This is a genomic window from Streptomyces sp. NPDC005963, assembly GCF_040638655.1.
Classification (GTDB): domain Bacteria; phylum Actinomycetota; class Actinomycetes; order Streptomycetales; family Streptomycetaceae; genus Streptomyces.
The window spans coordinates 642,206-666,145 of sequence record NZ_JBEXVD010000001.1 but is presented as its reverse complement, the minus strand read 5'-3'; the positions used below and the strand labels follow the sequence as shown (position 1 = coordinate 666,145).

The 23,940-nt window shown below is 68.2% G+C and carries 20 protein-coding genes and 3 pseudogenes; 8 read left to right on the top strand and 15 right to left on the bottom strand.

Translation table 11 applies throughout. The features are described from left to right. The first annotated feature begins 85 nt into the window (after nt 1-85). On the top strand, nt 86-490 hold the full coding sequence (locus ABZ348_RS02765; RefSeq protein ID WP_358928592.1) for a hypothetical protein: 405 nt from the start codon (nt 86-88) through the stop codon (nt 488-490). Here the strand turns inward: ABZ348_RS02765 and ABZ348_RS02760 are convergent. Both ABZ348_RS02760 and ABZ348_RS02755 read right to left on the bottom strand, forming a co-directional pair. Continuing rightward, nucleotides 455-1,290 (bottom strand): IS5 family transposase gene (locus tag ABZ348_RS02760; protein WP_358928590.1). Its coding sequence is split into 2 segments (ribosomal slippage): nt 455-961 and nt 964-1,290, totalling 834 coding nucleotides; the frame shifts between segments, so codons are not numbered across the junction. The two genes, ABZ348_RS02765 and ABZ348_RS02760, sit on opposite strands and share 36 nt — an antisense overlap. 181 nt (nt 1,291-1,471) lie before the next feature. Continuing rightward, complete coding sequence (locus ABZ348_RS02755; RefSeq protein WP_358928589.1) at nt 1,472-2,344, bottom strand: hypothetical protein; 873 nt, start codon at nt 2,342-2,344, stop codon at nt 1,472-1,474. A gap of 1,205 nt (nt 2,345-3,549) precedes the next feature. Here ABZ348_RS02755 and ABZ348_RS02750 point away from each other — a divergent pair. The 3 genes and pseudogenes from ABZ348_RS02750 to ABZ348_RS02740 form a co-directional block, all read left to right on the top strand. Then, a pseudogene (locus ABZ348_RS02750) lies at nt 3,550-4,179 on the top strand (NB-ARC domain-containing protein); the annotation flags it as partial. Nucleotides 4,180-4,188: 9 nt separating this feature from the next. Beyond that, nucleotides 4,189-4,905 carry a hypothetical protein gene (locus ABZ348_RS02745; protein ID WP_358928809.1) on the top strand — a complete coding sequence of 239 codons (717 nt, stop codon included), beginning with the start codon at nt 4,189-4,191 and terminating at the stop codon, nt 4,903-4,905. Continuing rightward, complete coding sequence (locus ABZ348_RS02740; RefSeq protein WP_358928588.1) at nt 4,889-5,821, top strand: hypothetical protein; 933 nt, start codon at nt 4,889-4,891, stop codon at nt 5,819-5,821. Before ABZ348_RS02745 ends, ABZ348_RS02740 begins: the two co-directional genes overlap by 17 nt. A gap of 13 nt (nt 5,822-5,834) precedes the next feature. Here the strand turns inward: ABZ348_RS02740 and ABZ348_RS02735 are convergent, their stop codons facing one another. From ABZ348_RS02735 to ABZ348_RS02725, 3 genes are all read right to left on the bottom strand, one after another. Next, a complete protein-coding gene (locus tag ABZ348_RS02735) occupies nt 5,835-5,972 on the bottom strand; it encodes a hypothetical protein (RefSeq protein ID WP_358928587.1) in 138 nt (45 codons plus the stop codon). Nucleotides 5,973-7,006: 1,034 nt separating this feature from the next. Further along, entirely contained in the window at nt 7,007-7,342 is a 336-nt protein-coding gene (locus ABZ348_RS02730) for a hypothetical protein (RefSeq protein ID WP_358928586.1), read from the bottom strand. Between the two features lie 15 nt (nt 7,343-7,357). Next, nucleotides 7,358-9,847 carry an RHS repeat-associated core domain-containing protein gene (locus tag ABZ348_RS02725; RefSeq protein WP_358928585.1) on the bottom strand — a complete coding sequence of 830 codons (2,490 nt, stop codon included), beginning with the start codon at nt 9,845-9,847 and terminating at the stop codon, nt 7,358-7,360. 29 nt (nt 9,848-9,876) lie between these two features. Here ABZ348_RS02725 and ABZ348_RS02720 point away from each other — a divergent pair. Further along, nucleotides 9,877-10,259, top strand: a pseudogene (locus ABZ348_RS02720) (hypothetical protein); the annotation flags it as partial. Between the two features lie 270 nt (nt 10,260-10,529). On the opposite strand, the gene ABZ348_RS02715 reads toward ABZ348_RS02720, so the two are convergent. Together ABZ348_RS02715 and ABZ348_RS02710 are read right to left on the bottom strand one after the other, a co-directional pair. After that, nucleotides 10,530-11,192, bottom strand: coding sequence for a response regulator transcription factor (locus tag ABZ348_RS02715; RefSeq protein ID WP_358928584.1), 663 nt, complete (start codon nt 11,190-11,192; stop codon nt 10,530-10,532). Further along, nucleotides 11,167-12,336 carry a histidine kinase gene (locus tag ABZ348_RS02710; protein WP_358928583.1) on the bottom strand — a complete coding sequence of 390 codons (1,170 nt, stop codon included), beginning with the start codon at nt 12,334-12,336 and terminating at the stop codon, nt 11,167-11,169. Before ABZ348_RS02710 ends, ABZ348_RS02715 begins: the two co-directional genes overlap by 26 nt. Before the next feature lie 175 nt (nt 12,337-12,511). On the opposite strand from ABZ348_RS02710, the gene ABZ348_RS02705 reads away from it, so the two are divergent. Further along, nucleotides 12,512-14,782, top strand: coding sequence for an MMPL family transporter (locus ABZ348_RS02705; protein ID WP_358928581.1), 2,271 nt, complete (start codon nt 12,512-12,514; stop codon nt 14,780-14,782). A 76-nt stretch (nt 14,783-14,858) separates the two neighbouring features. Here the strand turns inward: ABZ348_RS02705 and ABZ348_RS02700 are convergent. The 3 genes and pseudogenes from ABZ348_RS02700 to ABZ348_RS02690 all read right to left on the bottom strand — a co-directional run. Beyond that, nucleotides 14,859-14,977, bottom strand: a pseudogene (locus tag ABZ348_RS02700) (IS5/IS1182 family transposase); the annotation flags it as partial. Nucleotides 14,978-15,220: 243 nt separating this feature from the next. After that, entirely contained in the window at nt 15,221-15,697 is a 477-nt protein-coding gene (locus ABZ348_RS02695) for a ricin-type beta-trefoil lectin domain protein (protein ID WP_358928579.1), read from the bottom strand. A 504-nt stretch (nt 15,698-16,201) separates the two neighbouring features. Next, nucleotides 16,202-16,552 carry a MerR family transcriptional regulator gene (locus ABZ348_RS02690; protein ID WP_358928578.1) on the bottom strand — a complete coding sequence of 117 codons (351 nt, stop codon included), beginning with the start codon at nt 16,550-16,552 and terminating at the stop codon, nt 16,202-16,204. Between the two features lie 171 nt (nt 16,553-16,723). On the opposite strand from ABZ348_RS02690, the gene ABZ348_RS02685 reads away from it, so the two are divergent. After that, the gene (locus ABZ348_RS02685; protein WP_358928576.1) at nt 16,724-17,527 is read left to right on the top strand and encodes an aminotransferase class IV family protein; all 804 of its coding nucleotides are present in this window, start codon (nt 16,724-16,726) and stop codon (nt 17,525-17,527) included. 188 nt (nt 17,528-17,715) lie between these two features. Then, nucleotides 17,716-18,321 (top strand): dihydrofolate reductase family protein, encoded by a 606-nt coding sequence (locus ABZ348_RS02680; protein ID WP_358928574.1) that lies wholly within the window; start codon nt 17,716-17,718, stop codon nt 18,319-18,321. 108 nt (nt 18,322-18,429) lie between these two features. On the opposite strand, the gene ABZ348_RS02675 is transcribed toward ABZ348_RS02680, so the two are convergent. The 5 genes from ABZ348_RS02675 to ABZ348_RS02655 form a co-directional block, all read right to left on the bottom strand. After that, complete coding sequence (locus ABZ348_RS02675) at nt 18,430-19,437, bottom strand: aldo/keto reductase (protein WP_358928572.1); 1,008 nt, start codon at nt 19,435-19,437, stop codon at nt 18,430-18,432. Nucleotides 19,438-19,527: 90 nt separating this feature from the next. Further along, nucleotides 19,528-20,544: an endonuclease/exonuclease/phosphatase family protein gene (locus tag ABZ348_RS02670; protein WP_358928570.1), complete on the bottom strand. Its 1,017-nt coding sequence runs from the start codon at nt 20,542-20,544 to the stop codon at nt 19,528-19,530. Then, entirely contained in the window at nt 20,541-21,698 is a 1,158-nt protein-coding gene (locus ABZ348_RS02665; RefSeq protein ID WP_358928568.1) for a glycosyltransferase family 4 protein, read from the bottom strand. The genes ABZ348_RS02670 and ABZ348_RS02665 overlap by 4 nt, the downstream gene beginning before the upstream one ends. Beyond that, nucleotides 21,695-22,897 carry an endonuclease/exonuclease/phosphatase family protein gene (locus ABZ348_RS02660; RefSeq protein ID WP_358928567.1) on the bottom strand — a complete coding sequence of 401 codons (1,203 nt, stop codon included), beginning with the start codon at nt 22,895-22,897 and terminating at the stop codon, nt 21,695-21,697. Before ABZ348_RS02660 ends, ABZ348_RS02665 begins: the two co-directional genes overlap by 4 nt. After that, a complete protein-coding gene (locus ABZ348_RS02655) occupies nt 22,894-23,940 on the bottom strand; it encodes a glycosyltransferase family 2 protein (protein ID WP_358928565.1) in 1,047 nt (348 codons plus the stop codon). Before ABZ348_RS02655 ends, ABZ348_RS02660 begins: the two co-directional genes overlap by 4 nt.

Below are 23,940 nucleotides of genomic sequence, written 5' to 3'. Positions count from 1 at the left end.
ATGCACAACCGTCTTAGAACTTCTAACGAAATGACACTTTGGGGTCGGCTCCTCGTCGTGGGGCGCCGTCCGGCAGCATGGGGCGATGGACTTCGATCAGCTGTTGCCTCGCGAGCTGAAAGCCGTCGATTCGGCCTCGTTGTTCGGGCTGGAGGAGCGGGCGTGTGACCTCGGCCTGAGCCAGCGGTTGGACCCGGCTTGGGTGCGAGCGAATGCGGCGCCCGATGGCACCCACTACTTGTGGCCAGCCTTGTGGCACAGCCTGTTCCACCGCCCGGACGTCCCACGTCACCTGCGGTGCGAGCTGTTGATCACTCTGCGGGCGGGAGACTGTGTCAGGGGTCTGCTGGATGTGCTTCCGGGCGACTTCGCCCCGCTGCCGAAGGTGACCTCACGCGAAGAAGGCATGCAGGTCAGCCAGCTCTTTGACCATGCCCCTTCCGTCCGGGAATGGCTACTGCGGGAGGGCGAGAGCTCGGACCGGCCGTGACAGGCGTCGCCAGCAGATGAGTGCGCATCCCAGGGTGAGGAAGGCTTCGTGGATGTCGTCGCGGATCTCCCAGCGGATCCGCAGACGGCGGAACCAGTGCAGGTGGGCGAAGGCGCGCTCGACAACCCAGCGTTGGGTGCCGAGTCCGGAGCCGTGTTCTGTGCCGCGTCGAGCGATCAGCGGCTTCACGCCGAGCGCGCGGACGAGACGGCGGTACTTGTCGTGGTCGTAGCCGCGGTCACCGAGCACGACATCAGGGCGGCGCCGAGGTCGCCCGCGCTTACCCCGCACGGGCGGCACTGCCTGGAGCAGGGGAATGAGCTGGGTGACGTCGTTGCGGTTACCGCCGGTCAGGGTAACGGCGAGCGGGATGCCGGTGGCGTCCGTGATCAGGTGGTGCTTGCTGCCCGTCCTGCCCCGGTCAACAGGGCTTCGTCCTGTCTTGGAGCCCCTTTTAGCGCCCGGATGTGGGAGCCGTCGACCGCTGCCCGGGAGAAGTCCAGGACGTCCGCGCCCCGGAGCTTGGCCAAGAGTGCTTCATGGAGCCGGGGCCACACGCCGGCCTCGGTCCACTCGGCCAGGCGGCGCCAGCACGTCATGCCCGAACCGAAGCCGAGCTCCTGCGGCAGGTGTTCCCAGGCGATCCCGGTATGCAGCACGAACAAAATGCCCTGAAACACCTGCCGGTCCGGATGCCGCTTCCGCCCCGGATGCCGGACCCGACGCTCAACCTTCGGCAACAGCGGCTCGATCACCGCCCACAGTTCGTCATCGACATCCCACGGCTTCCGCCGAGCCACCCCGCACCCCCAGACCAACGTCCCCGGAGTGATCCAACCACCTTGAAGATCATTTCGTTAGAAGTTCTTAACCTGATGCGGGAAAACAGGGGTCGTAAGGGTGGCACCCCCGAAGCAGGCCAGCAACGGCCCGCCCATTGAGTGTGGGGCGTCTCCGCCGCTAGCGTGGTCGCCTTGCACCTCACCGTTCCCGTTCGTTGTGGTGGGACTGGGCAGCGATGCGAGTGTCCAGCCGGAGCAGGCGCCACTGCAGGAAGAATGCGGTGGGGAAACTGAGGAAGAGCACCACGAAGGGCAGCCCGATCACGAGGAAGTTCACGAGGTTGGAAGGTCCCGTGAGGTCCTCGATGGCACGTTCCACCCGGTGGGCGAAGAACACGAAGGCGAAGGTGGCCACGAAGATGTAGCAGCACCGGTTCCGCCACCGTTCGAGGGCGTGTCTGCGCCGTAGGATCGAGGTGTCGCCGCCGGTCGCGGTCATCGTGAGCCTAAGGTCCCGCCGCCGGATCGCATCCAGGCGGCGGTCCAGGAAGAAGTGGCAAGACCCCAGCACAGCGGCGATCCCTACCGAGACGAGGAAGAAGATCAGGAGCGGCGGACTCACCTCCCCGTCTTCTCCTCCGCGGAACTCCTGGTAGCCCTTCACGAAATTGATCAAGGCGATGGCCCCGTAGACCGGCCCTTCGAACTGGCTCAGCCGATGCTTCGCGTGCCACAGTCCGGCCGCACGGGCAGCCAGGGCGGGATCGTCAGGCAGGGGCACGGCGTCGTCGCCGGGTGGCGGCCCGAGACCGGGTACTACCACGGGACCCCCCGCCCCGCCAGCGCCCCACCCGGTCCGCACCAGGGAGAGCGTGATGCGACGCACCATGCGTTCGGGAACCCGGGTTCGGCGGATGAAGAACAGCGTGAGAGCCCATACGAGCCCTCCTACAAGCGTCAGCAGGTAGGCGCCATTCCCCTGTGAATCCCACGCCCAACGGCCGATCAGATACTCCGGCCCGAACCAGGCCAGCAGCAGCCCCCAGAAGCAAACCACGGGGATCAGGACCACGCACATGAGAGTGATCGCAATGCGGCGAACAGCAGGGCGGGGCGGTCGCCCGACGGGCATTGCCGCAGGTCCGCCACCACTAGGCGGGGACACCGGAACAGTCATCCGTTCGGTCACCTCTGAGCCGTCCTGATGATTGAGTCTCCCCCCAGGATCCCGCAATTCGTCTCACAACGCCTGCCCGAACGACTCCGGGCGGTGCCGATCCCGATGAGCAGATGGGACTTACCGATGCGGCATCGCCGTTCAGTACCAGCGGTCGGCCCTCGCGGAGCCAAGGGATGAGTGAGACGAGATCGGGCGCGAGCCCCTACTTGTCGCTGTCCGGTTTGGGGGGCGGGGCCTTCCGCCCGGCATTCACCTTCACTCCCGAAGGGGAGCGCCAGCGCGCGGAGACCGCCGCACCGGCCACGGAACTGGTGCGTCCCCAGGCGATAGCAGTGTGGGCGGAACTTACGGCTGCCACCACTTCGGCGTCCGTGGCGGTGGGTTTGGATGACGTTGACCTCACTCCGCCTGGCCCACCCTGGTCCGCCAGGCGCGAAGTACCTCCGGCCTGAACTGATCCCAGCCAGAGCCAACTGACGCCTGAGCCGCACGACGCCCGCGGGCAACGCGGAACTCTCAAGGGCTCGCAGGAGCCCATCGGGGTAGCAGTGTTTGCACACGTAGATCTCCTCGGCGGGGGAGAGTGAGCGCCTTCTGCCGAGGGAGGTATACCGCTGCTACTGAACGAGCTGCCCCAAACCGTGGGAATCTAGCGAACGATGCTGGTTTTTTGCTGACCCACAATTCCCCAGACCGACTTTCACCTGCACCGATGAATGATGGATGCGGTATGTGGTGGTTCTTCGTGTGGATCCCGTGCCGGATGTTGGCCCCGCACAGTTGACCCGGTGAGGTTGCCCAGTGCTGGCCAGACTTGTTCCTGGGAAGAGAAGGACGGCGAGGACGGGGCAGGGCGGGACCACGAAGGCACTACTAGTCGCTAGTTAAATGGCCGATGGCCGATGTTTCGACGGCTGAACGATTTTCGCGGAGCGACAACGGTTTCGTAGCGAGGTTGCGGGTTAGGCTGCGCGCCTTCTCCTCTATAGCTATGGTCCCCGTGGATGCGTCGGGGATGCTGATTCTCGGGGGATGTTGTGCGGGTGCGGCGGTGGGTCGGTGTACTGGCATTCCTAACGGGGTCAGGCGCGGTGTTCATGGTGCTGCTGGCTCTAGCGGGGAACGCGGCTACTGCGACGGCGCGCTGGCCGGGCCTGCTCGACCTGCTGAGGCTTCATCCGTGGCAATCACTTGTGCTCCTGGCCGCAGGGGCAGTGGCGGTGGCGGCTGCCACGGTGTGGTGGCAGGAGCGCCCACCCGGGGTCCGAGGAGATCCCCCACCCCCGCCCCCGCCCCAAGTGCCCGGGTGGTTTGTGGAGCGTGCCCAGACTGGCGCGGCAGTGGAGGCAGTGTGCCGCGGTGGCCAGGCCGTTGGGATTTCCACGTCCCTTTGGGGTGCGGGGGGCTTCGGCAAGACAACGCTCGCACTACCTGTATGTGCGAACCGGAGGGTTCGACGTCGTTTCCGAGGTCGCGTCTACACCATCACCATCGGCCGGGATGTCCGCGGCCCGGCAGCAGTCGCAGCGAGCGTCGCAGCCGCGACGCGGTACATCACTGGTGACACCACTGAGTTTGACGACCCCGCACTGGCCGGAGCCCACCTGGGCCGTCTCCTTGACCAGCGTCCTCGCACCCTCCTCGTTCTCGACGACGTCTGGGACGCTGAGCAGCTCGCTCCCTTTCTCCACGGTGGCACTCGGTGCGTCAGGCTCATCACCACACGCAACCCAGGCTTGCTCCCCACGGAAGCCAAACGCATCCGCGTCGACGAGATGTCCCCCGCCCAAGCCCGCGCCCTCCTGACCACTGGCCTGCCCCGACTACCCGCGGCTCTGGTCGGGGACCTGCTACGGGCCACTGGCCGCTGGGCTCTACTCCTTCGTCTGGTGAACCGATTGATGTCCGAGCAGATCGCTACCGGCGCCGAATCGGCGGCCGCCGCCGAGCGGCTGCTCAACAAGCTGCGTGTCCATGGCCCTCGCGCCGTAGACGATCCTGTGCGCACGTGGGACCTCGGCAACCCGGATCAGCGCCGCGAAGCGGCCTCGGCGACGATCGAGGCCGCCACCACGCTTCTTCCCTCCGACGGCAAGGAACGGTTCGCCGAACTGGGGATCTTCGCTGAGGATGAGATGATCCCCCTCTCCGTCGTCACACTCCTGTGGCAGGAGGCGGGCGGTATGACAGAAGACCAAACCCGACTGCTGTGCCGAGACCTTGAACGCCTTTCCTTGATCACTCTCACCCCCGAAAGGGGAGGGCGGATCGCTCTGCACGACGTCGTCCGAGACGATCTGCGCCACACCCTCCAAGACACAGGCATTGTGCGGGCCAACGGGCAGTTATCGGACGCGGTCGCCGCGACCCTTCCAACTGCTGGTGCCCTGACACCGGGTGCTCCCGAACCTCGGTACGCATGGTGGCAGCTCAGCGATGACTACCCCCCTTGACTACCTCATCGCACACCTGACAGCAGCCAATTGCACTGGCTTGGCGGAAGCTACCGCCGGAGACATCCGGTGGATCGAGCACCGCCTTGCGCACCGGGGCCCCAACGCCCCCTGGCGAGACCTGGACCGTATCGGCACCCCTCATGCTCAGACACTCGCCCGCAGCATCAGCCAGACCACCCACCTGCTTACCCACATCAGCACAACACGCCTTCAAGCCGGGGTCCTGCACCTCCGTCTCGCCCACCACCCCCACTGGCAGCCCCAGATCACTACTCGCCGCACCGACCCCGCCGCACGGCCCGCACTTTCCCCTCTTTGGCCCCTGCCCGATGCCCCCCACCCCGCTCTGCAACGCACACTCACGGGCCACACCACAGAGGTACGTGCCACAGCGGTGTCCCCGGACGGAACCTGGTTGGTTACAGCCGACAGAAACGGAGCAGCCCGAATCTGGAACCCCCACAGCGGCGACTGCACACTTCTGCCTGCTGACCACCGGACCGGCGGTGTGCATTCGGTGGCAGTGTCGCCAGACCGAACCTGGTTGGCCACCGCAAGCCAGGACGGCACCCTAGAACTCTGGGATCCCTACACCTGCACCCGCCTCCGCACCCTCACCAATCACCGAGCCCGGGTACTTTCCGTAGCCGTGGGACCGGGTCCGACTGGCCCTCACTGTTCGCCCGGGCCAGCGCGACCGGACGCTCTACGCCGCCGGAGCCGAGAACCACGTCGGCGCCCCGGTCGTGCTTCGCCGGCTGGACCGCCCGGAGATCGACACCATCATCACGGACCACGGGATTCAGCGGAAGGAGTTCCGACAGGCCGTCATTACTCTGGCCGGCGGCAATCCCCTGCTCGCCCACACTGCCTGCCAGGTGGCCCTGTCCAAGGGCAAGTTCGACTGGAGTGACGCCTCCGACCTCCTACGGGATCTGGTCGCCGAGAGGCTCCGGGCGCTGGACGACCCTGACCTGCACCGGACGGTCGCGGTCGGCCTCGCTCTGCTGACCGAGGCCGGCGACCTGGCAGGGTACGGAGATCAGGACATCGCCGTTCTCCACGGCGCGGTCTCCGGTTTGCCATCTGAGCCCGACCGGCTCGACCGGATCCTGGACAACCTTGCCGACGCCGGGCTGGTGGACAAACCGCCTTACACCTTCCGCCCCGATCTTGCTGCCCCCGTTGTCCTGGCCGACGCCCCCTCACTCCTGGGGCCATGGTCCGGCTGGACACCAACGCAGCCCTGCGCCCCATCTGGCCACCCACTCGTGTCTCACCCCAGGGCTCACCTGGCAGGAGCACGCGGACGTTCTGGCAGCCGCGACGCGGCGGCTCGACCCGCAAATCGGCGTGCTGGCCACTCGTCCCGCGGGTACCAGTCGGCGAAGTCCTCGTCATGCCACAGTTTGCCCAGATGGTCTCTCACCCACATCGCCGTTGTACCGCCCGGGTTGCTCGCTCGTGCCATATACACGGTCAGAGAAGGAACTTGTTCACCAGAACGGGGGTGGAGCGACAACGGGCGCCTCGACAGCTGCATCGATTCTTGAACCAGAGCCGAGCATGCCTGTTGATCACGCCGCACCGCTGGGGAGATCCTCAAGATCCCGACGGAGTCAGCGTCGAGCGGCCTCGCGGGAGCATGGTCTGGAGCAGTGGTGCACACCGATCACGGCTCGCAAAATGTGAGTCAGGCTTCTCCGAAGTCTGCCGGTCAGCATGGGTCCCGTAGAGCATGGGCGCGGTCGGGTCCAGCGTGGACAACGTCGTCACCGAATCGTTCAACGCCAGCTACAAAAGAGAGACGTTGAAGGTGTCGGAAGGGCTGGCCGAGCGAGCGTGAGACCTACTCGACGACTTCTGCTGGCTGACTCGATTCAATACCCGACGCTGGCACTACCACCTCGGGCAACATCCCCAGTCGGTTACAAGAAAGCCTGCCAAGTAACATCAAGTACCCTGGCCAAAGCCACATAGGAGCGTTCAAACTCCAAGGTCAGGATCGAATGTCACCGAGCCCCTGTGGCTATCACTAGCCGAGAGGGCCCGGTGCGGGATTTCAAAGAGCTTGACTCCTCGGAGGACTTGTTGAGAGCTAGCCAATCAGGGGGGCGCCATCAGATGGCCCGCCAAGCTTTTCCGCAAGGACGATCGGCCAGTCCTCATGTTCAAGCCCGGTGCCCAACAGAAGATCTCGCCAATCCCAGGTCGCCGTTTCCAGGGTCTCCTCAAGGTCATCACCCTCTCTCTGAATGAGGATGACTGCCCCAAGGAACCGTGAGTTTCCTTCAATCACTCCGTAGCCACGCTCGAGCTCCTCTGCGCTAAGGGTGGATGCGTTGACGGCCGTGATCACCTCGGCGATCCGGGATCGCTGACTCTCGTTGAACTCGCGCTCAAACACCGCCGCAAGCCACTCAGGCAAGATCATCTGTTGACACCAACTTCAATTGACCAGCGGAGGGGGAACCATCTGATTGTACGCTGTTCCGCCTTCGCGGGAGAACGTGTATCCAGCCTTCATCAGTTGGTTGAGTTCGCGCGCAAACGTCGATTCTGGGTACCTTTTGTGATTGAGGCTTCTTGTAGTGATGTCCGAAGCCAGATACACCTTCTGTCGTTTGTCGATCGCTCCTTGAATCCATTCATCGTTGCGCTTATGACTCCACGTGCCACCGGGCATGCGCAGCACCTCGTGATTGTCCCAAGTCTCCGCGATCTTTGTATCCCCACGCTTCCCCAGGACGATGTACTCATCCGTACTACTGGAGGGAAGCGCCGTGCAGATGGTGTTATGGACCAGGACCGGCGTCGCCCCTGCCAATACATAGTACGTATGTAGGTTGGTGACGGTCAGGTCGAAGGTCCGGTGTGCCTCGTTCGTGGATGTCGTCGCTGTGACGGTGGAGTTGGCGCCGGTGGTCGTGCGGAGCATTGTGCCCAGGGTGAGGTCCTCGGCCTCGACCCAGCGGCGGGTCTTCGTCTCCCAGTACGGATGGTGCGACGTCGCCTTGAGCTTCGTGGTGCGCTTGTCAGGTGTGCGCAGCGTCAGCGTCGTGAAGCGCTTGTCGGAGTCAGTGACGATCAAACGGGTTACCGACTCCGTGCGAGTCGTTCCCGTGACCGGGTCCGTGGCCTTCACCTTGTCGCCAACAAGGACCGTTTCGATCGGCTTCGTCTTGCCGTTCGCCAGCACCACGAGCGTTCCCGCCAGGAACGAGTGTGAGGGGCATCCCTTCGCTGCCGCACCCGAGGAACCCCCCGGGCGCACCTTCGCTAGCAGCGGTCGCGCCGCCTTGGTCGCCAGCGCCCCCGCGCCCGCGCCCACCACACCGCCGACCGCGCCCACTGCCGCCCCCGTCAGCATCGCCTTGCCGTAACCGGCCAGGCTGTGATCGGCGTTGGGGTCCATGGCGTTGGCGACCGCCTCTGACGCGGCGCCGGCGATTGCTCCGCAGCCCGCGGCGAGGGCGAGCCCGGCACCGGCTGTGGCTGCGCCCGCCGCCACGGCGCCGGCCACGCAGCCGACCCCGACCACGGCCCCCACGACAAAGCTGGTGACGGCGACCTTGTTCTTCTTCACCCACTTGATGCCGTCGTCGATATGTCTCAGTGGTGCCGTGAAAGCCTTCGACGCCTTGCCGAGCCAGCCCTGCTTCTTCTTGCCGTGCGTGCCGCCCTTCGCCTTGTAGCTATAGCTGTAGGTCGAGCCTGTGCACTGGCAGTCGTTCTTCGTATAGCTCTCGTAGCACGCCCTGGTACCGCAGTGGCTGGCCGACTGGTGTGCGTTGGCCTTGGACCCGGCAGTTATCTGGTCGTAGCACTGCTTGGTGGCGCAGGCGCCGGCCGACATGAGGCCGGTAGGGTCGGACCGGCTGATCGGGTTGCTGCCCGCGTAGGCGTATCCGCCCATCTGGCGCGGATCGTCCGGGGCGAGAACGGGGTCAGCTGAGACGAATCTGCCGACCGTCGGGTCGTAGTGCCGTGCACCCAGGAGTGTCAGCCCCGTGTTGCTGTCCTGGGTTCCGCCGACGAATCCTTTGGTGCCAGGCCAGTTCGACGGACTCAGTCCGTCGCGGGGCGCGCCGTAGGGAGTGAGGCTCCGCCAGACGGGGTTGGCCGCGTTCTTGTCGAGGGAGAGCTGGCCTGTGCCCTGGAGATTGTTGACGACGAACGAGTACTCCGTGGTGCTGGTCCGTACCGCACTCTGGCCAGCGGGCAGATCGTAGTAGCGGGTCGCCGTCTTCGTGCCGGTGGCAGTGTTGAGGACAACCTCCTGGCCCGGGAGGTAGAGCGTGGTCTCGCCGTTGGGGTCACGCCTGATCAACTGTTCGCCGTCGGCGTCGTACAGATGCCCCGTGGCCTTGGCCTGGGCGGTGGACTTCAGCGAGGTCAACTCGCCTTCGCCGTTCCAGGTCAGCGTGTCCGTGCCGCTGGCGTTGGTGCGGCTGACGGTGTTGCCTGCCTGGTCGTACGTGTAACTCGTCCCGGTGGAGCCGGTGACCCCTGCGGTGACCGTGTTGGTCTCGGTGAGTGTGTCCGGCTGCAAGCGCGGGTTGCCGACGCCATTGGAGCGACCGTAGGTGAAGGTCGTCGTCTTCTTCTGGGCGACTGCGCCGCCGACCGCGAAGTCGGTTTTCTTAGTTTGGTTGCCGACGTCGTCGAACTCCCAGTCGGTCCAGTAAGGTTGCGGCCCGCCGACGTTCGCCGCGGACGGGTTAGCGCCCGACGGTGTGGTTGCGCAGTCGTCGGTCGCCGTCCACGCCTGTGTCAGTCGTCCCAGCATGTCGTTGTTGAAGCACTGGGTGTCTACATAGGTGCCGCCGGAGCGCCGGTTGGTGATCCGAGTGATGTTGCCCACCAGATCGCGGGTGTAATCGACCTGGTCCGTACGGCCACCGATCTGGGAGGAGATGTCGGTGGCGACCTGGTTCACTGCGCCGGTGTGGCCGTCGTACTGCCATCCTCCCGGCCCTCTCCTTTCCCTACCGTGTCTCAGCCCGCGATCCTGAGGTCCTCCTCGTCACCGGTCATACGGTGACCTGTGACTGCTACTGGTACCTCGAACTGAAGTGGAGCAGCGGCAACCGTGTGTGGGGGTTGTACGGATCGACGACGGTGGACAGCCGTTCCGCACCAGCGGTGTCCAGGGCGGGCCCGCCTATCTGTACGACACCGCCCTGAGGCGCTGGTCCTCTGTCGAGGGAGACGACCCGACCACCCGCCCCGCCGGCGATCCCCCCAGTCCCAGCCCCGGTGACCCCGCCACCCCTGGCGATCCGGATGCCCCCGGCCCCTCAAGGGCCCCGGCGGCCCAGGGGACACCGAGGGGTTCCGGCTGCCGGTGAGTACCGAACCGCCCCAGACGCCCTCCCGCCAGCAGTACTGACCCACCCCCTATCCTTTGCCGCCCGGAACCAGAGCCCCTCACCCCGGTTCACGGTCCAGCGTGATGACACCAGCCCCGCGACGGACGTTCACAGCCCCCCACCCGGGTCGCGCGCCAGCCTGCCAACGTGCGCACTTGTGCAACGTGGTGTGCATGACGGAGACGAGGTACACGATCGTGGAAGACTGATGTCCGGGCGGGACTCATGGGACATGGCCCGGCACTCGGCTCAGGTGCGGGGGAGGACCCGGCGCGTTTCGTAGGCCCACATTGCGATCTCGACCCGGTTGCGGGCGCCGAGTTTGGCCATCAGGCTGGCCAGATGCGTCTTCACCGTGCTGAGGCTGATGTGCAGCGCATCGGCGATCTCGGTGTTGGTCAGTCCGCGAGCAACAGCGAGGAGCACCTGCTCCTCGCGGGCGGTGACGGGTGAGACCGGCTGGGCCGCGGGCCGGCCGGCGGGCAGGTCCGCGAATGTCCGGAGCAGACGGACGGTGACGCTGGGGGCAATGAGTGCCTCGCCGTCGGACGCCGACCGTACGGCCTGCGCCAGAAGGTCCGGTCCCGTGTCTTTGAGGAGGAATCCGCGGGCGCCTGCACGCAGCGCCCCGTAGACGTACTCGTCGAGGTCGAACGTGGTGATGACGACCACGGCCAGCGGGTCGGCGACGCCCGGGCCGGCGACCAATCGGGTGGCCTCAAGCCCGTCGATCACGGGCATGCGGATGTCGAACAGGCAGACGTCGGGGCGCAGTTCGCGGGCCAGACGCACCGATTCCTGTCCGTCGGCGGCTTCACCGACCACCTCGATGCCGGGCTGGGCGTTCAGCATGATCCGTAGCCCGGTGCGGATGATGGCCTGGTCGTCAGCGACGAGGACGCGAATGGGCACTGCTCTCGGTCCTTCCTCTCGGCAACTCGGCTTCGACCTGCCAGCCCTGGTCGGCGCAGGGACCAGCCCGTAGCGTGCCGCCGAGCAGAACAGCGCGCTCGTGCAGTCCGGCAAGTCCGTATCCGGCACGGCCTCGGCCGGTGCGTTGGCCGTTGTCGCGCACGCTCACCCGTACAGTGTGCCCTTCGGCGGAGACCCGGACGACGACCTCGGTCGCGTCGACCGCATGACGCATCGCGTTGGTCACCGACTCCTGCACGATCCGGTAGACGGCCGCGTCCACGGCCGGGGGCAGCGCGTTGAGCTCGCCGTCGAGTCCCAGGTCCACCCGGAGGCGGCCACCCGGGGTCCGCACCAGGCGCTCCAGATCCGCGACGCCGGCAGGCGGCGCCAGTTCGGCGCCGACGCCGCGGTCCCGCAGCGTGGCGACCATGGCGCGCATCTCCTCCAGCGTGCGCGCCCCTTCCTCCTCGACCCCCTCCAGCGCCTCGACGGCGGCGGACGGGTCGGTGTCCGCGAGCACCCGGCCCGCCTGGGCGATGATCACCATGGCCGAAACGTGGTGGGCCACCGTGTCGTGCAGTTCCCGGGCGAGTTGCTCGCGCTCGCGGGAGCGCACCTGCTCCCACTGCCGCTCGCGAGCGGCGACCCGAAACCGCACGGCGGCCCCGATCACGCCGGGCAGCAGCAGGAAGACGAAGGCCGCGACCTTCTCGACGACCGGGGTCCCGTCCGTGACGGTCGCCAGGGAGCAGGCCGCGAGGGCCACCGCGCCGCCGAGCACGATCTCCCGTCCCGATCCCCACCGGGTCAGCGCGTACACCAGCACGACCACGACAACGCCGCTGGCGAGGCCGACCTCGCGCCGTGCGGCGACGAGCGAGACCACCTGAAGCAGGATCACCGAGCCGAACGCCAGCACGGCCATCGCCAGTGGGCGGGTCCGGCGCCACATGGGCAGCAGGCACAGCCATACGGCGAACACCACCGCCACCGGCCGCCACACGACGTCCTCGCGCAGGGCGGCCTCCAGCGCCACACCGCCCAGGCCCACGGCGAGCAGCGCCCAGTCCCGCCACACCCGGGCGGGCGCGTCGGGCGGCCGGGGTTCGTTCCACAGGGTTCGCAGGTCGTCTCGGAGCACGGTTCCCAGCCTAGGCACCACGCCGTGCCGCGCATCGGCCGAAAGAACGGGGCGTCACTCCGCCCCGGGGCCGACAGATCCACGGCCCGCGAGCCGATGTGGCGGAGCGCCGTGGCGACGAGCCTCGGCATCGGCGGCCGTACAAGTGCGGCCGACGACGTGGTTGGAGGACCCGATGCTCTCGAAAGCCCTGTTGCGCCTGGGCGTAAATGCCGCCCGCCATCCCTGGCGGGTGATCTCGGCATGGCTGATAGCCGGCACGCTCGCCGTCCTCGCCGCGATCGCCTTCGGCGGGCGGACCGCGGACTCGATGACCGCTCCGGGGCTGGACTCCCAACGGGCCGCGGAACTGATCGAGCGGGCCGGCACCGGCCAGGAGGGGATGACCGCCCAAGTGGTCGTCACCCCCCTCGACGGCGGTGCGACCTTCTTCGACCGCGGCAGCGCGCGCACCGCTCTCACGCGGTTGCAGGCCGAGGTGAAGCGGCTGCCGCACGTGCTCGGCACGAGCGACCCGGCGGGGGCACTCGACGCGGGCGGGGGCACTGCCGTGCACGGCAGCCTGGTCTCGGCCGACGGGCGGATCGCAGTCGTCCGGGTGCAGTATCCCGACCAGAGCCGGCTGTCGGGCAAAGACCTCGACGCCCTCGTCGATCTCGGCGACCGGCTGCGCGCCGAGCTGCCCCTGCGCATCGAGATGGGCGGGAACCTCTTCTTCGCCTTCTCCGAGGCCGACGGCGGCGCGAGCGAGCTGATCGGCATCCTCGCCGCGGCCGCGATCCTGTTCCTGGCGTTCGGTTCGCTCGTCGCCGCCGCGCTACCGATCGGCATGGCGGTCTTCGGGCTGACCATCGGAGTCGCCGCGATGACGGTACTGGCGGGGGTGATGGACGTCCCGACCTTCGCCCCGGTCCTGGGCAGCATGGTCGGGCTCGGAGTGGGCATCGACTACGCGCTGTTCGTGCTCGCCAGGCACCGGGAGTACCTGGCGCGCGGGCTCGATCCCCACGAGGCGGCGGGGCAGGCGGTGGCCACGGCGGGCAGGCCCGTGGTCTTCGCCGGCGGCGTCGTCGTCGTATCGATCCTCGGCCTGGCGGTCGCGAACGTGCCGTTCATGGCGGTGGGCGGGCTCGCCGTCTCGATCGTCGTTCTGACCATGGTGGTCGCGTCGGTGACCCTGCTGCCGGCCTTGCTCGGCGCCGCCGGCCCACGCCTGGGCCGGACCGGCCGGATCGGCCGGGCTCTGCGGACCAGGAAGCCGGGCCGACTCGTACGGCGGTGGGACACGGCGGCGGGCGCCGCTCCCGCCGCCGGTTGGCGGCGCTGGATCGGGCACGTCAGCCGGCACCCGGTGCTGTACGCGATTGGCGCGGCGGGGCTGCTGGTGACCGCGACGCTGCCCGTGCTCGACCTGCGCGTCGGCCTGCCCGACGACGGCTCGATGCCCCAGAGCCGTACCGAGCGCCGCGCCTACGACCTCGTCGCCGAAGGGTTCGGCCCGGGCACCAACGGTCCCCTCGTCATCGCCGCGGACCCGGCCGGTGATCCGGGAGTGCTGGACCGACTCGTCGCAACGGTCGCGGCGGATCCGGGCATCGCATCCCTCGCGCCGACGCACATCGACCGTGCCAGCGGCATCGCGACCCTCGTGGTGTTCCCGACCACCAGCCCCCAGGACAAGGCCACGGCCGACACCATCGCCCGGTTGCGCACCGACGTGCTGCCCACGGCGATCGGGGACGGCCCGGCCAGGGCCCACGTCGGCGGCGCCACTGCAAGCCTGTCCGATGTGGGCCAACGCACCAGCCAACGCCTGCCGGTGCTCGTCGCCGCCGTGCTGGCGATGTCGTTCCTGCTGCTGGTGCTGGTCTTCCGCTCGATACTCGTACCGCTCAAGGCCGTACTGCTGAACCTGCTGAGCATCGGCGCGGCCTACGGCATCCTGGTCGCCGTCTTCCAGTGGGGCTGGGGAGGCGCACTCATCGGGCTGGAATCGACGGTACCGATCGTGTCGTTCATCCCGATGTTCCTCTTCGCCATCCTGTTCGGCCTGTCGATGGACTACGAGGTGTTTCTCCTCTCCCGCGTACGCGAGGAGTACCTGCGCACCGGCGACAACGGCACGGCGATCGTCGAGGGTGTCTCATCCACCGCCCGGATCATCACCTCGGCCGCCCTCATCATGGTGGCGGTCTTCCTGTCCTTCGCCGTCGCCGAGGACCCCTCCACCAAGATGTTCGGACTCGGCCTGGCCACCGCGATCTTCATCGACGCCACGGTCGTACGCATGGTGCTGGTACCGGCGACCATGACACTCCTCGGCCGGGCCAACTGGTGGCTGCCGAAGTGGTTGGACCGGATGCTTCCCCGCGGCCCGGTCGGCACCGACGACACCGACGTGGAATCCAATGGTGAGGCCCCCCGTCCACGGCTGGTTGACCGTTGACTCAACTCCTGCCCGCCCGTGGCGTCCGGCACCTCAGCGAGTCGCTTAGGGGCATATCGAGTCGTGAGCATCGGGTGGACCTGGTGAGGTCCTTGATCCAGATCATGGAGGCGCGCAGGGGAGATCGGCGAGGTAGCTGTCGGGAGTCTTGTCGTATCGGGTGGCGATGCCTCGCCATGCCCTGAGCTTGTTGATCGGGCACGGTGCCCCGCTCGCTGTCCTGCCGACCGGCCGGGGCCGTCTCCCGGCTGACCATCGGTCACATCGGGGAGGCCCCCGCGATGGTCCGCATCTGCCTCAGTGATGTCGCGGTCGCCCTGCCCGGACCCGTCGTCGCGTTGCCCCTGAAGCACGTCTCAGCTCGTCGCAGCCTTGCGGGTACTGGCGCGTGGCTGTGCCCGGGGCGGGTTGCTCCTGCCCCGGGCACGGTGGTGGGGATTAGACGAGTGCCAGGCTGATCTGGTCCTTGAACACCACCCAATGTTGGCCGGGGTCGTTGGTGTCACATGGCTGGCTGGAGACGTTCGGCGTGCCCCAGGCGTTGGAAAGGCAGTATGCGGAGGCGAAGTTGAGCGAGATCTGCTGGCCCGCGACGTCCCAGTACTGGCCCTCGTCGTTGGGGTCGCATGGCTTGGTGGAGATGTCCGAGGTGCCCCAGGTATTGGCCAGACAGTAGCCGGGCGCATCGGTGAGGGAGATCTGGTTGCCCGAGACGGTCCAGCGCTGGCCGGGGTCGTTGGTGTCACACGGTTGGCTGGAGACGTCCGGGGTGCCCCAGGCGTTGGCGAGGCAGTACAGGCCGGGGCTCATGGCCTGCTGGGCGGTGGGTGCCGCCCCGGCCGCAGTAGCCGGCAGGAGGGAAGCCATGGCCGCCAGGGCGACGAGGGCGAGGGGCTTGCGGAGGGTGATTCCCATGCGCGGACTCCATTCTCGACCCAGGTCGGGCGTGTTGTACGCACGGCCTGGGGAAGGAGGGTGCTCGGCTCGGATTCGAGCGCACGGAGATTGATATCAGCGATATCGAGGCAACCGAACAGCGTACACAACACATTCGCCCAAACGCATGACTTATGGGATGACCCGATGAATCCAGAATGGTGTTGCTGCGACCTCAAGGGTTCAGAGGTCGAATTCTCTCGTTGTTTCATACCGTCACGCGAGTTTGATCCGGTGATGTCGGGTCATGCTGGGAGACGGTGGGTTCGCAGGTGAGTTGACGTGCCATCAGGTCGGTCCCGGCGCCGGCTGGATCACGACTTCGGAGCCGCCCGGAGCGGTCTCGTAGTCGCGGGCCAGGCGTCGGCGTGCTCGACGAAAAGCTTGCGGTAGCCACCGTCCACCCTCCATCACCCGTCCACAACCTGCCGGGGCAATACGGCTAGCCGCTTTCCGCATGCTGCTTCGCTCGGGATGGGCCCGCTATCGCGGGTGCTCCACCAGCAATCCCGCAAGTGCCGCGCGCCGCTGACGCAGTTCCTCCATGCGCTCGTCGGCAGCGGTCAACTCCGTTCCAAGAATGGCCCGCACGTCCACGCACAGCTCCACCTCGGGCCGCTCACCCCGGACACACGGCAGCACCTCGCGGATCACCTCGGTGGACAGCCCCGCCGCCAGCAGCGCGCGGACCTGCCGCACAGCAAGCACCGCGCCCTCGTCGTAGTCGCGGTACCCGTTGGCGGCGCGGCCGGCGACGATTAGTCCCTGCTCCTCGTAGTACCGCAGCAGCCTTGAGCCCACCCCGGTGCGCTCCGACAACTCCCCGATCAGCATCCGTCCCGCTCCATTCCTGTTTGACCTTCTCACCGGTGTGAAGGCTTAACGTTGGCCCGTGAGCGCATGTTCCGCGTGGGTGGTCCCACGGTGCGCCCTGGCGTCCCTGCCGGAGGGCCGCAGGGACATTCGCCGCTTCCGTTCCCCTTCTCTATCGCCGGAGTTCCTGACATGAGTTCCTTCGTCGTTCACCGCGACGGCCGGGCGGTGACCGCTGAAGACCTGGCGCCGCTGGTCTTCGCGGGCCACGCCCACTTCACCGCCCTGCAGGTCCGCGACGGCCGGGTACGCGGCCTGGACCTGCATCTGGAGCGGCTGCGGGCCGCGTCGGTTGAAATGTTCGGCCGGGCCATGCCCGACGACCGGGTCCTGTCCCATCTACGGACGGCGGTGGCGGCCGGCCCCGCCGACCTCTCGCTGACGGCGACGGTGTACTCACCCGCCGGCGAGTTCACCGTCGCCCCTGCTGGGATGGAGCCGATGATGCTGATCCGCACCGGACCAGCCGCATCCGGCCCCGCCGGCCCGCTCGCACTGGCGACCGTGACCCACGAACGGTTCCTGCCCTCCGTGAAGCATGTCGGCGAGGTGGCCAAGACACACCTCCTGCGCCGGGCAGTCGCAGAAGGCTTTGACGACGCGGCCTTCGTGGACCGGCAGGGCAGACTCAGCGAAGCAACCATCTGGAACCTTGCCTTTTGGGACGGCGACGCGGTGGTGTGGCCCGTGGCCAGGATGCTGCGCGGGACCACGATGAGCATCCTCCGCCGACAACTGGACCGTGCCGGCGTACCCCAGCACGACCGCGAGGTCACCCTCGCCGACCTGCCGGATCTGGCTGGGGCCGTGGTCATGAACTCCTGGACACCGGCGATCGCCGTCCACCGCATCGGTCCGCATCCCCTGCCCGAAGCATCGGCATTCGTGCAACTCCTCCACCGTGCGCACCAGGCCGAACCCCTCACCCGGCCCTGACCCCGACCAACGCGCTGGACCCGCGCCCGCCGCCAGGCTCGAACGCCATTCGAAGACGTCGAATGGGTCTCGACACCGGCCTGGCTGCCACTGTCCTGAGCGGTGCACTCGGCCAGACTGAACACGACCGATGAGTCTGTGGCTCGCGGCCGGTCCAAGTTCGTGACACCCAAGGAAGGGACACCGCCATGTCAGAGCTTCTCGTCGACTTCATCACCTCCCTCGACGGTCATGCGTCGGGAGAGGGGTGGCCCGGGTTCTGGGGCCTCGAAGGCCCGGAGTACCTCGCATGGCTCGGCAAGCAGCCCGAGGCCACCTATCTGATGGGAGCGAACACCTACCGCCTGATGTCGGGCTTCGCCGCAGGCGAGGTCCCAAAGGGTCAGGACGAGTTCAGGCCCGAGGAGGAGGCGTCCGTCGACGAGCTCACGCAAGCGTCCAAGGTGGTGTTCTCCTCATCCCTCGAAGAGCCACTGACGTGGGCCAACTCCACGCTCGTCCGCGACGACGCCGTCGAGTCGGTCCGTGCCATGAAATCGAGTGGCTCGGGGCTTCTGAGCACGATCGGCAGTCTCAGCCTGTGCCGATCCCTGCTGCGAGCCGGACTCGTCGACCGTTTCCGTGTTGTGATGTTCCCGGTGATCACTGGGGCCACGGGCGAAGAACGCATCTACGACGGCTATCCGGACGTCGCCCTGGAGATGATCGAGCACCGCACCTTCGACGGTCGCATCCAACTGGTCGAGTACAAGCCCCGCGTGCTCGAACATCCGCCGCTCGGCACCCCCGAGTGACGTCATCCCGCCGGCGCCGGCCTGGACGGCCGCCCACCGACGCCGGCGGGCTTGGACCCTTCGGTCAGCAGGAGGACTCTGCCGACCGTGTCAGAGAAGCAGGCCGCGTCAGCGCTCGGCCGGGTCGGTGGCAATGACGCTGTACGGGTACGGGAGGGCCTGGTCACCAGCCGCGGTGAGGAGGGCGGCGTCTGCCGGGTCGAGGTCGACGCCCGCTGCGCCGAGCAGGTTGTCGAGTTGATCGAGGGTGCGGGCGCCGACGATGGGGGCGGTGACGGTGGGGCGTCCGCCGAGCCAGGCGACGGCGACCTGTGCCGGGGTCAGCCCGCTGCGGTCGGACACATCGAACAGGGCATCCAGCACGCGCCAGGTGCGCTCGTCCTGGTAGGCGCTCCAGGACTCGCCCCAGCCGAGCCGTTCGGCGGTCTCCACCCGGCTGCCGACGGGCGGGGCGGTGGCGCCGCGCCGGATCGAGCCGCTGAGCCAGCCGCCCCGCAGCGGGCTCCATGGGATGACTCCGAGGCCTTCGTGGCGGGCGACCTCGATCAGTTCCCACTCGGTGGAGCGGTCCAGCAGGTTGTACAGCGGCTGGAGGGCGACGAAACGCTCCCAGCCGTGCTGGCGGCTGAGGTCCAGGGCCTTCTGGAGTTGCCAACCGGTGAAGTTGCTGGCCCCCAGGTAGCGGACTTTGCCGGACTTCACCAGGGTGTCCAGGGTGGAGAGCGTCTCCTCCAACGGAGTGGCGGGGTCCCACGCGTGCACCTGGTACAGGTCGATGTGGTCGGTGCCGAGCCTACGGAGGCTGGCCTCCACCCCGGCGATCAGGTGGTTGCGGCCCAGGCCCCGATCGTTGGGGCTGTCTCCGGTGCCGTACCGGACCTTGGTGGCTATCACCAGGTCATCACGGCGGCGCTGCTTGAGCCACCGGCCGAGGATCTCCTCGGAGGCGCCTGCCGAGTAGATGTCGGCGGTGTCGATGAAGTTGCCGCCCGCCTCGGTGAAGCGGTCCAGGATGGCGTGGGACTCCGGTTCGGTGCTCTCGCGCCCGAACGTCATGGTGCCCAGGCAGAGTTCGCTGACCGCCAGGCCGGTCGATCCCAGGAAGCGGTGACGCATCGTCAGTCCTCTCGGTAGTTCGTTGCTGCGGTGCAATGCCGGTCTGCGGCAGTGCACGCCCTTCGCGGACGCTGCGGCAGAGGGGCCGGATCAGCGAGGCGGCCGGGATGCACCGTCCAGGGTGACGGTCACCTCCTGCACACGGTGGTCGGACAGGTCCCCGGGGTCGCGGAACCGGTAGGTGTGTACCCGTGCACCCGGTGTGGTCAGCACCCAGTCCAGCCGCCACCACCGCACGCCGGGGCGCAGCCGCCACGATGCAGGATACAGCTGGCCTGTCATATGCACGGTGTCCATGCCGAGTTGAGCGATCTTGCGGGCTTCCCCCATGGCCGGGGTCGTATTGAAGTCACCGGCGATCAGGGCCGGGTGCGGACAGTCGGCGACATCCGCTGTCAGGCCGCGGTACTCCCGCTCACGGTCGGCGGCCCGGGTGCGCACCGCCCGATAGAACTCGACCCGCAGCGGGCTGATCAGCCACAGCTGAACGGGGATGTGCACGTTGAAGGTGGTGAGCACTTCCCCGTCCGGAAGCCGCAGGTCGACCCGTAGGGTGCGTCGGGCGGCGGTCTCCACGACGTCGACCACCGGCAGCCGGGACAGGGTGACAAGCCCCCGGGCGGTGACGATCCCGTACTCGGGGAAGGTGGCGCGGAGCAGGTCCTCCTCGTCGATGAGCGTGTAGGTGCCGTCGAACTGGTCGTGGTGGTACTCCTGCAACAGATAGACATCGGCGTCGAGTTGTCGCAGGTAGGGGTAGAAACGTTCCGGGTCGGTCTGTTGGCACCAGTGCTGGGTGTTCCAGGAGACCAGTCTCAGCGCGCCCTCGGGCGGGGCGGGCCCTCGCCGCACCCGGGGCCGTTGCAGTCCGCTGCGGCCCGCACCCGTGATCAGGGCTCCGGTGGCCAGCGCGGCGGCGGCCAGGCCCGCTGGCCCACCGGCTGCGAGGCCGAGCGCGCCGAGGAGGACGGGCACGGCCACGAAGAGCGGCGGCGGGGCCAACGAGGGCAGCAGCCAGCCCCACCACCGCCCGCTGAGCAGCAGGTCGGCCAGGAGGTAGCCAGTCCACAGGGCGGCTGCCCCGAAGGCGAGCGGGCCGATCGTCATGCAGTCACCCTGCCGGCGGCACCGAGCTTCCTCAGGAGCGCGTCGTAGCTGTCCAGGCAGCCGTCGGTGCCGTACCGAGCCCGGGTGGCCCGACCGCCCTCGGCCCGCTGCTGCGGTGACAGGGCGGCGGCCTCCAGCAGGGCTGTGGCGAGGGCGCCGGGGTCACCGGGCGGGAAGAGCCGACCGAAGCCGGTGCTGGTGATCGGTACCCGCATGCCGGGAGCGTCACTGGCGACCGAGGGGACGCCCATCATCATCGCCTCGGTCTGCGAGATGCCGAAGGACTCCTCGGCCACCGACGGCAGTGCGAAGACGTCCAACGATGCGTAGAACTCGGCCACGTGGTGTTCGGCGAGAAATCCGGTGAAGCGAATCCGTGGATCGTCCGCGGAGCGCTCGCGCAGTGCACCGACCACGCTGCCGCCGGCCACCTTGGAGTAGTCCCCCGCGATCAACAGCCGGGCGTCGGGGTCCTCGATGGTGCGGAAGGCGTCGACGAGGTGGTGCAGGCCCTTTTCGGGGGCGATCCGTCCGAGGAACCCGAAGTGCGGGCCTGGCCCTTCCCGGAAGGTGGCGGGGGCCGGCCCCCGCTCACGGCAGGGCGGGGCGATCGCCGCGAGCCGATCGCGCATGAGTGGCCAGTGGCGGGAGTGCTCGGCGTGGTCGACGTTGTTGACCACGACGGCCGCGGAGCGGCGCAGCGCGGTGGCCACCGAGGCGTCCACGACCGGGACTTGGAGCCCGGCGAGGCGACCTGGTGGCAACCAGACGTCGTCGTGGTGGGTGGCGACCACCGGGGTACGCCCCGTCAGGAGGGCCAGCGGGCCCGCCTCCAGCATCGGCAGGTGGATGTTGACCGCCCGGGAGGCGCGGGCCAGCCGGGCGGCCAGAGGGAGGAAGCCGGGGCTGAGCACCCCCCGCCCGATCCGGGCGGCGACGGGGGCACGGAACACGTCCACCCCGTTGACGTACTCCCGTACGGGCGAGGACGGGTCGTGTTGGGATGCGACGACCGCGACGCGCCGGCCGCCTGCCGCCAGCCCTTCGGCGACTGTCCGGGCGACCTCGGTCAGCCCGCTGGTGTACGGCAGATAGTAGGTGAGGACAACGGTCAGGTCGTAGCGGTAGGGGCGCGCGGCCCGGACAGTGATCATGGCTGGACCTTCGGGTCTTCCGGTGCCGGGCGGCCGTCGTCCGCCGGGGCGGGCGACGGCGGCAGGGAGAGTCGGAGGTGGATGAGACGGTGGGTGGAGAGGCCCGCCGGCGGATCGTCCAGTGACTGGCGGTGGATGTCGATGCTCGGGGAGGCGAAGGTCCAGTCGAGCCGCCACAGGGCGGCGGGCCCGGCCGGGAAGGTCGCGGGGTAGAGGTCGGTGCCGGAGTCGGCGGTGTCGCGCAGGCCCCGGAACCAGCGCAGGTCTTCGCTGCCCGGCAGCACGTTGAGATCGCCGCCGAGCACCACAGGGTGGGTGTTGGCATCTAGATCGGTACGGAGTTCGCGCAGGTGGAGCAGGCGGCGATGGGCGTGCTCGCCGACCGCGTGGTAGTAGGCAGGGGTCAGTGGGTTGCGGTCGACGTTGAGCAGGTCGGGCAGATGGGTGTTGTAGAGGGACAGAGTGCGTCCGCCGATGCTGACGTCGGTGCGCAGCGCGCGGACGTCCCAGTAGTCGGGCCAGTCGGTGTCGGGGGCGGGCAGCCCGGCCGGGCGCAGCGCGCGGATCAGGGTGACGGGATGGCGGGAGAGGGTGATGAACCCTCCCTCGGTCGCGATCCGGTAGCCAGGGAAGGCGGCCCTGATCCGGGCGAGGTCGTCGATGGGGATGGGACGGTCGCCGCGCGCGTTCTGGTACTCCTGGAGCAGATAGACGTCCGCTTCGTATCCGCGGAGGTAGGTGTAGAAGCGTTCGGGGTCGCTGTCCTGGTGCCAGAAGAAGGTGTTCCAACTGACCACGCGCAACGCGTCGGTGGGCACCGGGGGTCGGTCACGCAGGAGGGCACCGGGGTGGAGCCCTGCCTGTCCGGCGCCCAGCACCAAGGCGAGGACGAGCAGCAGCAGGGTGGGGCGGCGGCGCCTGCGGAGCAGGGCGGCGGGCAGCAGGAGGATCAGGGGCAGGGCGAGGTAGGCGAGCGGCGGTGCGAGGTCGATGCCGTTCCAGAGCCACCACCGACCACTGAACACGGTGCGCAGCACGGTGTTCAGCGCCCAGAGCGCGGCGAGTGTGAACAGGAGGGTGGTGGCGACCCGGGTCCGGCGTGACGGGACGGTGGGTGGTGCGGTGAGCGGTGTGATGGCCGGTGCGGACAACGGGCCGGGTTCGGGCGCCGGTCGGCCGACACCGGCTGGCGCACTCACGATGGCGCCCCGGCAGGCCGCGCGGCACCCTTCGGTGGCGGCGCCTCGTACAGTCGCCGAAACCGTCCGGAGGTGAGCCACTGCACCACACCGATGCCGGCGCCGAGTGCGATGGCCGCATTGACGATGAAGTGTGCCAGGGCGAAGTAGGCGGTGAATCCGTAGCCTCGGCGCCGCAGTACGAAGGCGTAGAGATGGCTGTCGGCGAGAGCCGAGCCGAGGGCCAGCCCGGCCGGTAGCAGGAGCCAGGTGGCGCCGAGGAGTCCGATGGGCACGGTGGCCAGGGCCAGCAGTGCTGCGACGCTGGCTCCTGCACGTGGTCCGGTGGCGATGCCGCCGGGTAGGTCACGTCGGCGGACGTAGAGCGGGATGTGCAGCCGGGTGCGGTGGAAGACCTTGCGCAGCACCACCCGCCAGGTGTCGTCGTGGTCGTGGCGTCCGCGCACGGTGGTGGAGCTGTGTACCTCGTAGTGGCGGCAGATCCGGGCGGCGTAGTCGCCGTCCTCGGTGTGGCGCAGCTTGGGGTTGAACGGTCCGATCTCGGCGAAGACTGCTGCTGGCATTGCGCAGATGGCGGTGTGCAGGGTGCCGATCCTGCCTTCGTGCTCGGCGAGCCAGTAGTACTGGTGGAGGCAGCGGTACTCCTCGATGAGGCTGTCGCGGATCAGTGGCTCGGCGTCGTAGGTCCCGCAGACCGCGCCGATGCGGGGGTCGGCCCGGAGCATGGCGACGGCGTTGGCGACGGCGTCCGGTTCCATGGCGACGTCGGAGTCCACGAAGACCACGATCTCACCGGCGGCGTGGGCAGCGCCCGTATTGCGGGTGACGGCGACTCCGCTGTTGACCCCGGTGCTGACGACCCGTACGCCGAGGGCCTCGGCGACGGCCACCGAGTCGTCGGTGCTGCAGTCGTCCACGAGCAGGATCTCCAGCGGCCGGTAGGTCTGGGCCTGTGCGGCGCGCAGACAGAGTTCCAGGGCGCGGCCGTAGTTGTAGTTCGGGATGACGACCGAGACCAGGGGGTTTGTGGTGGGGCGGGTCAT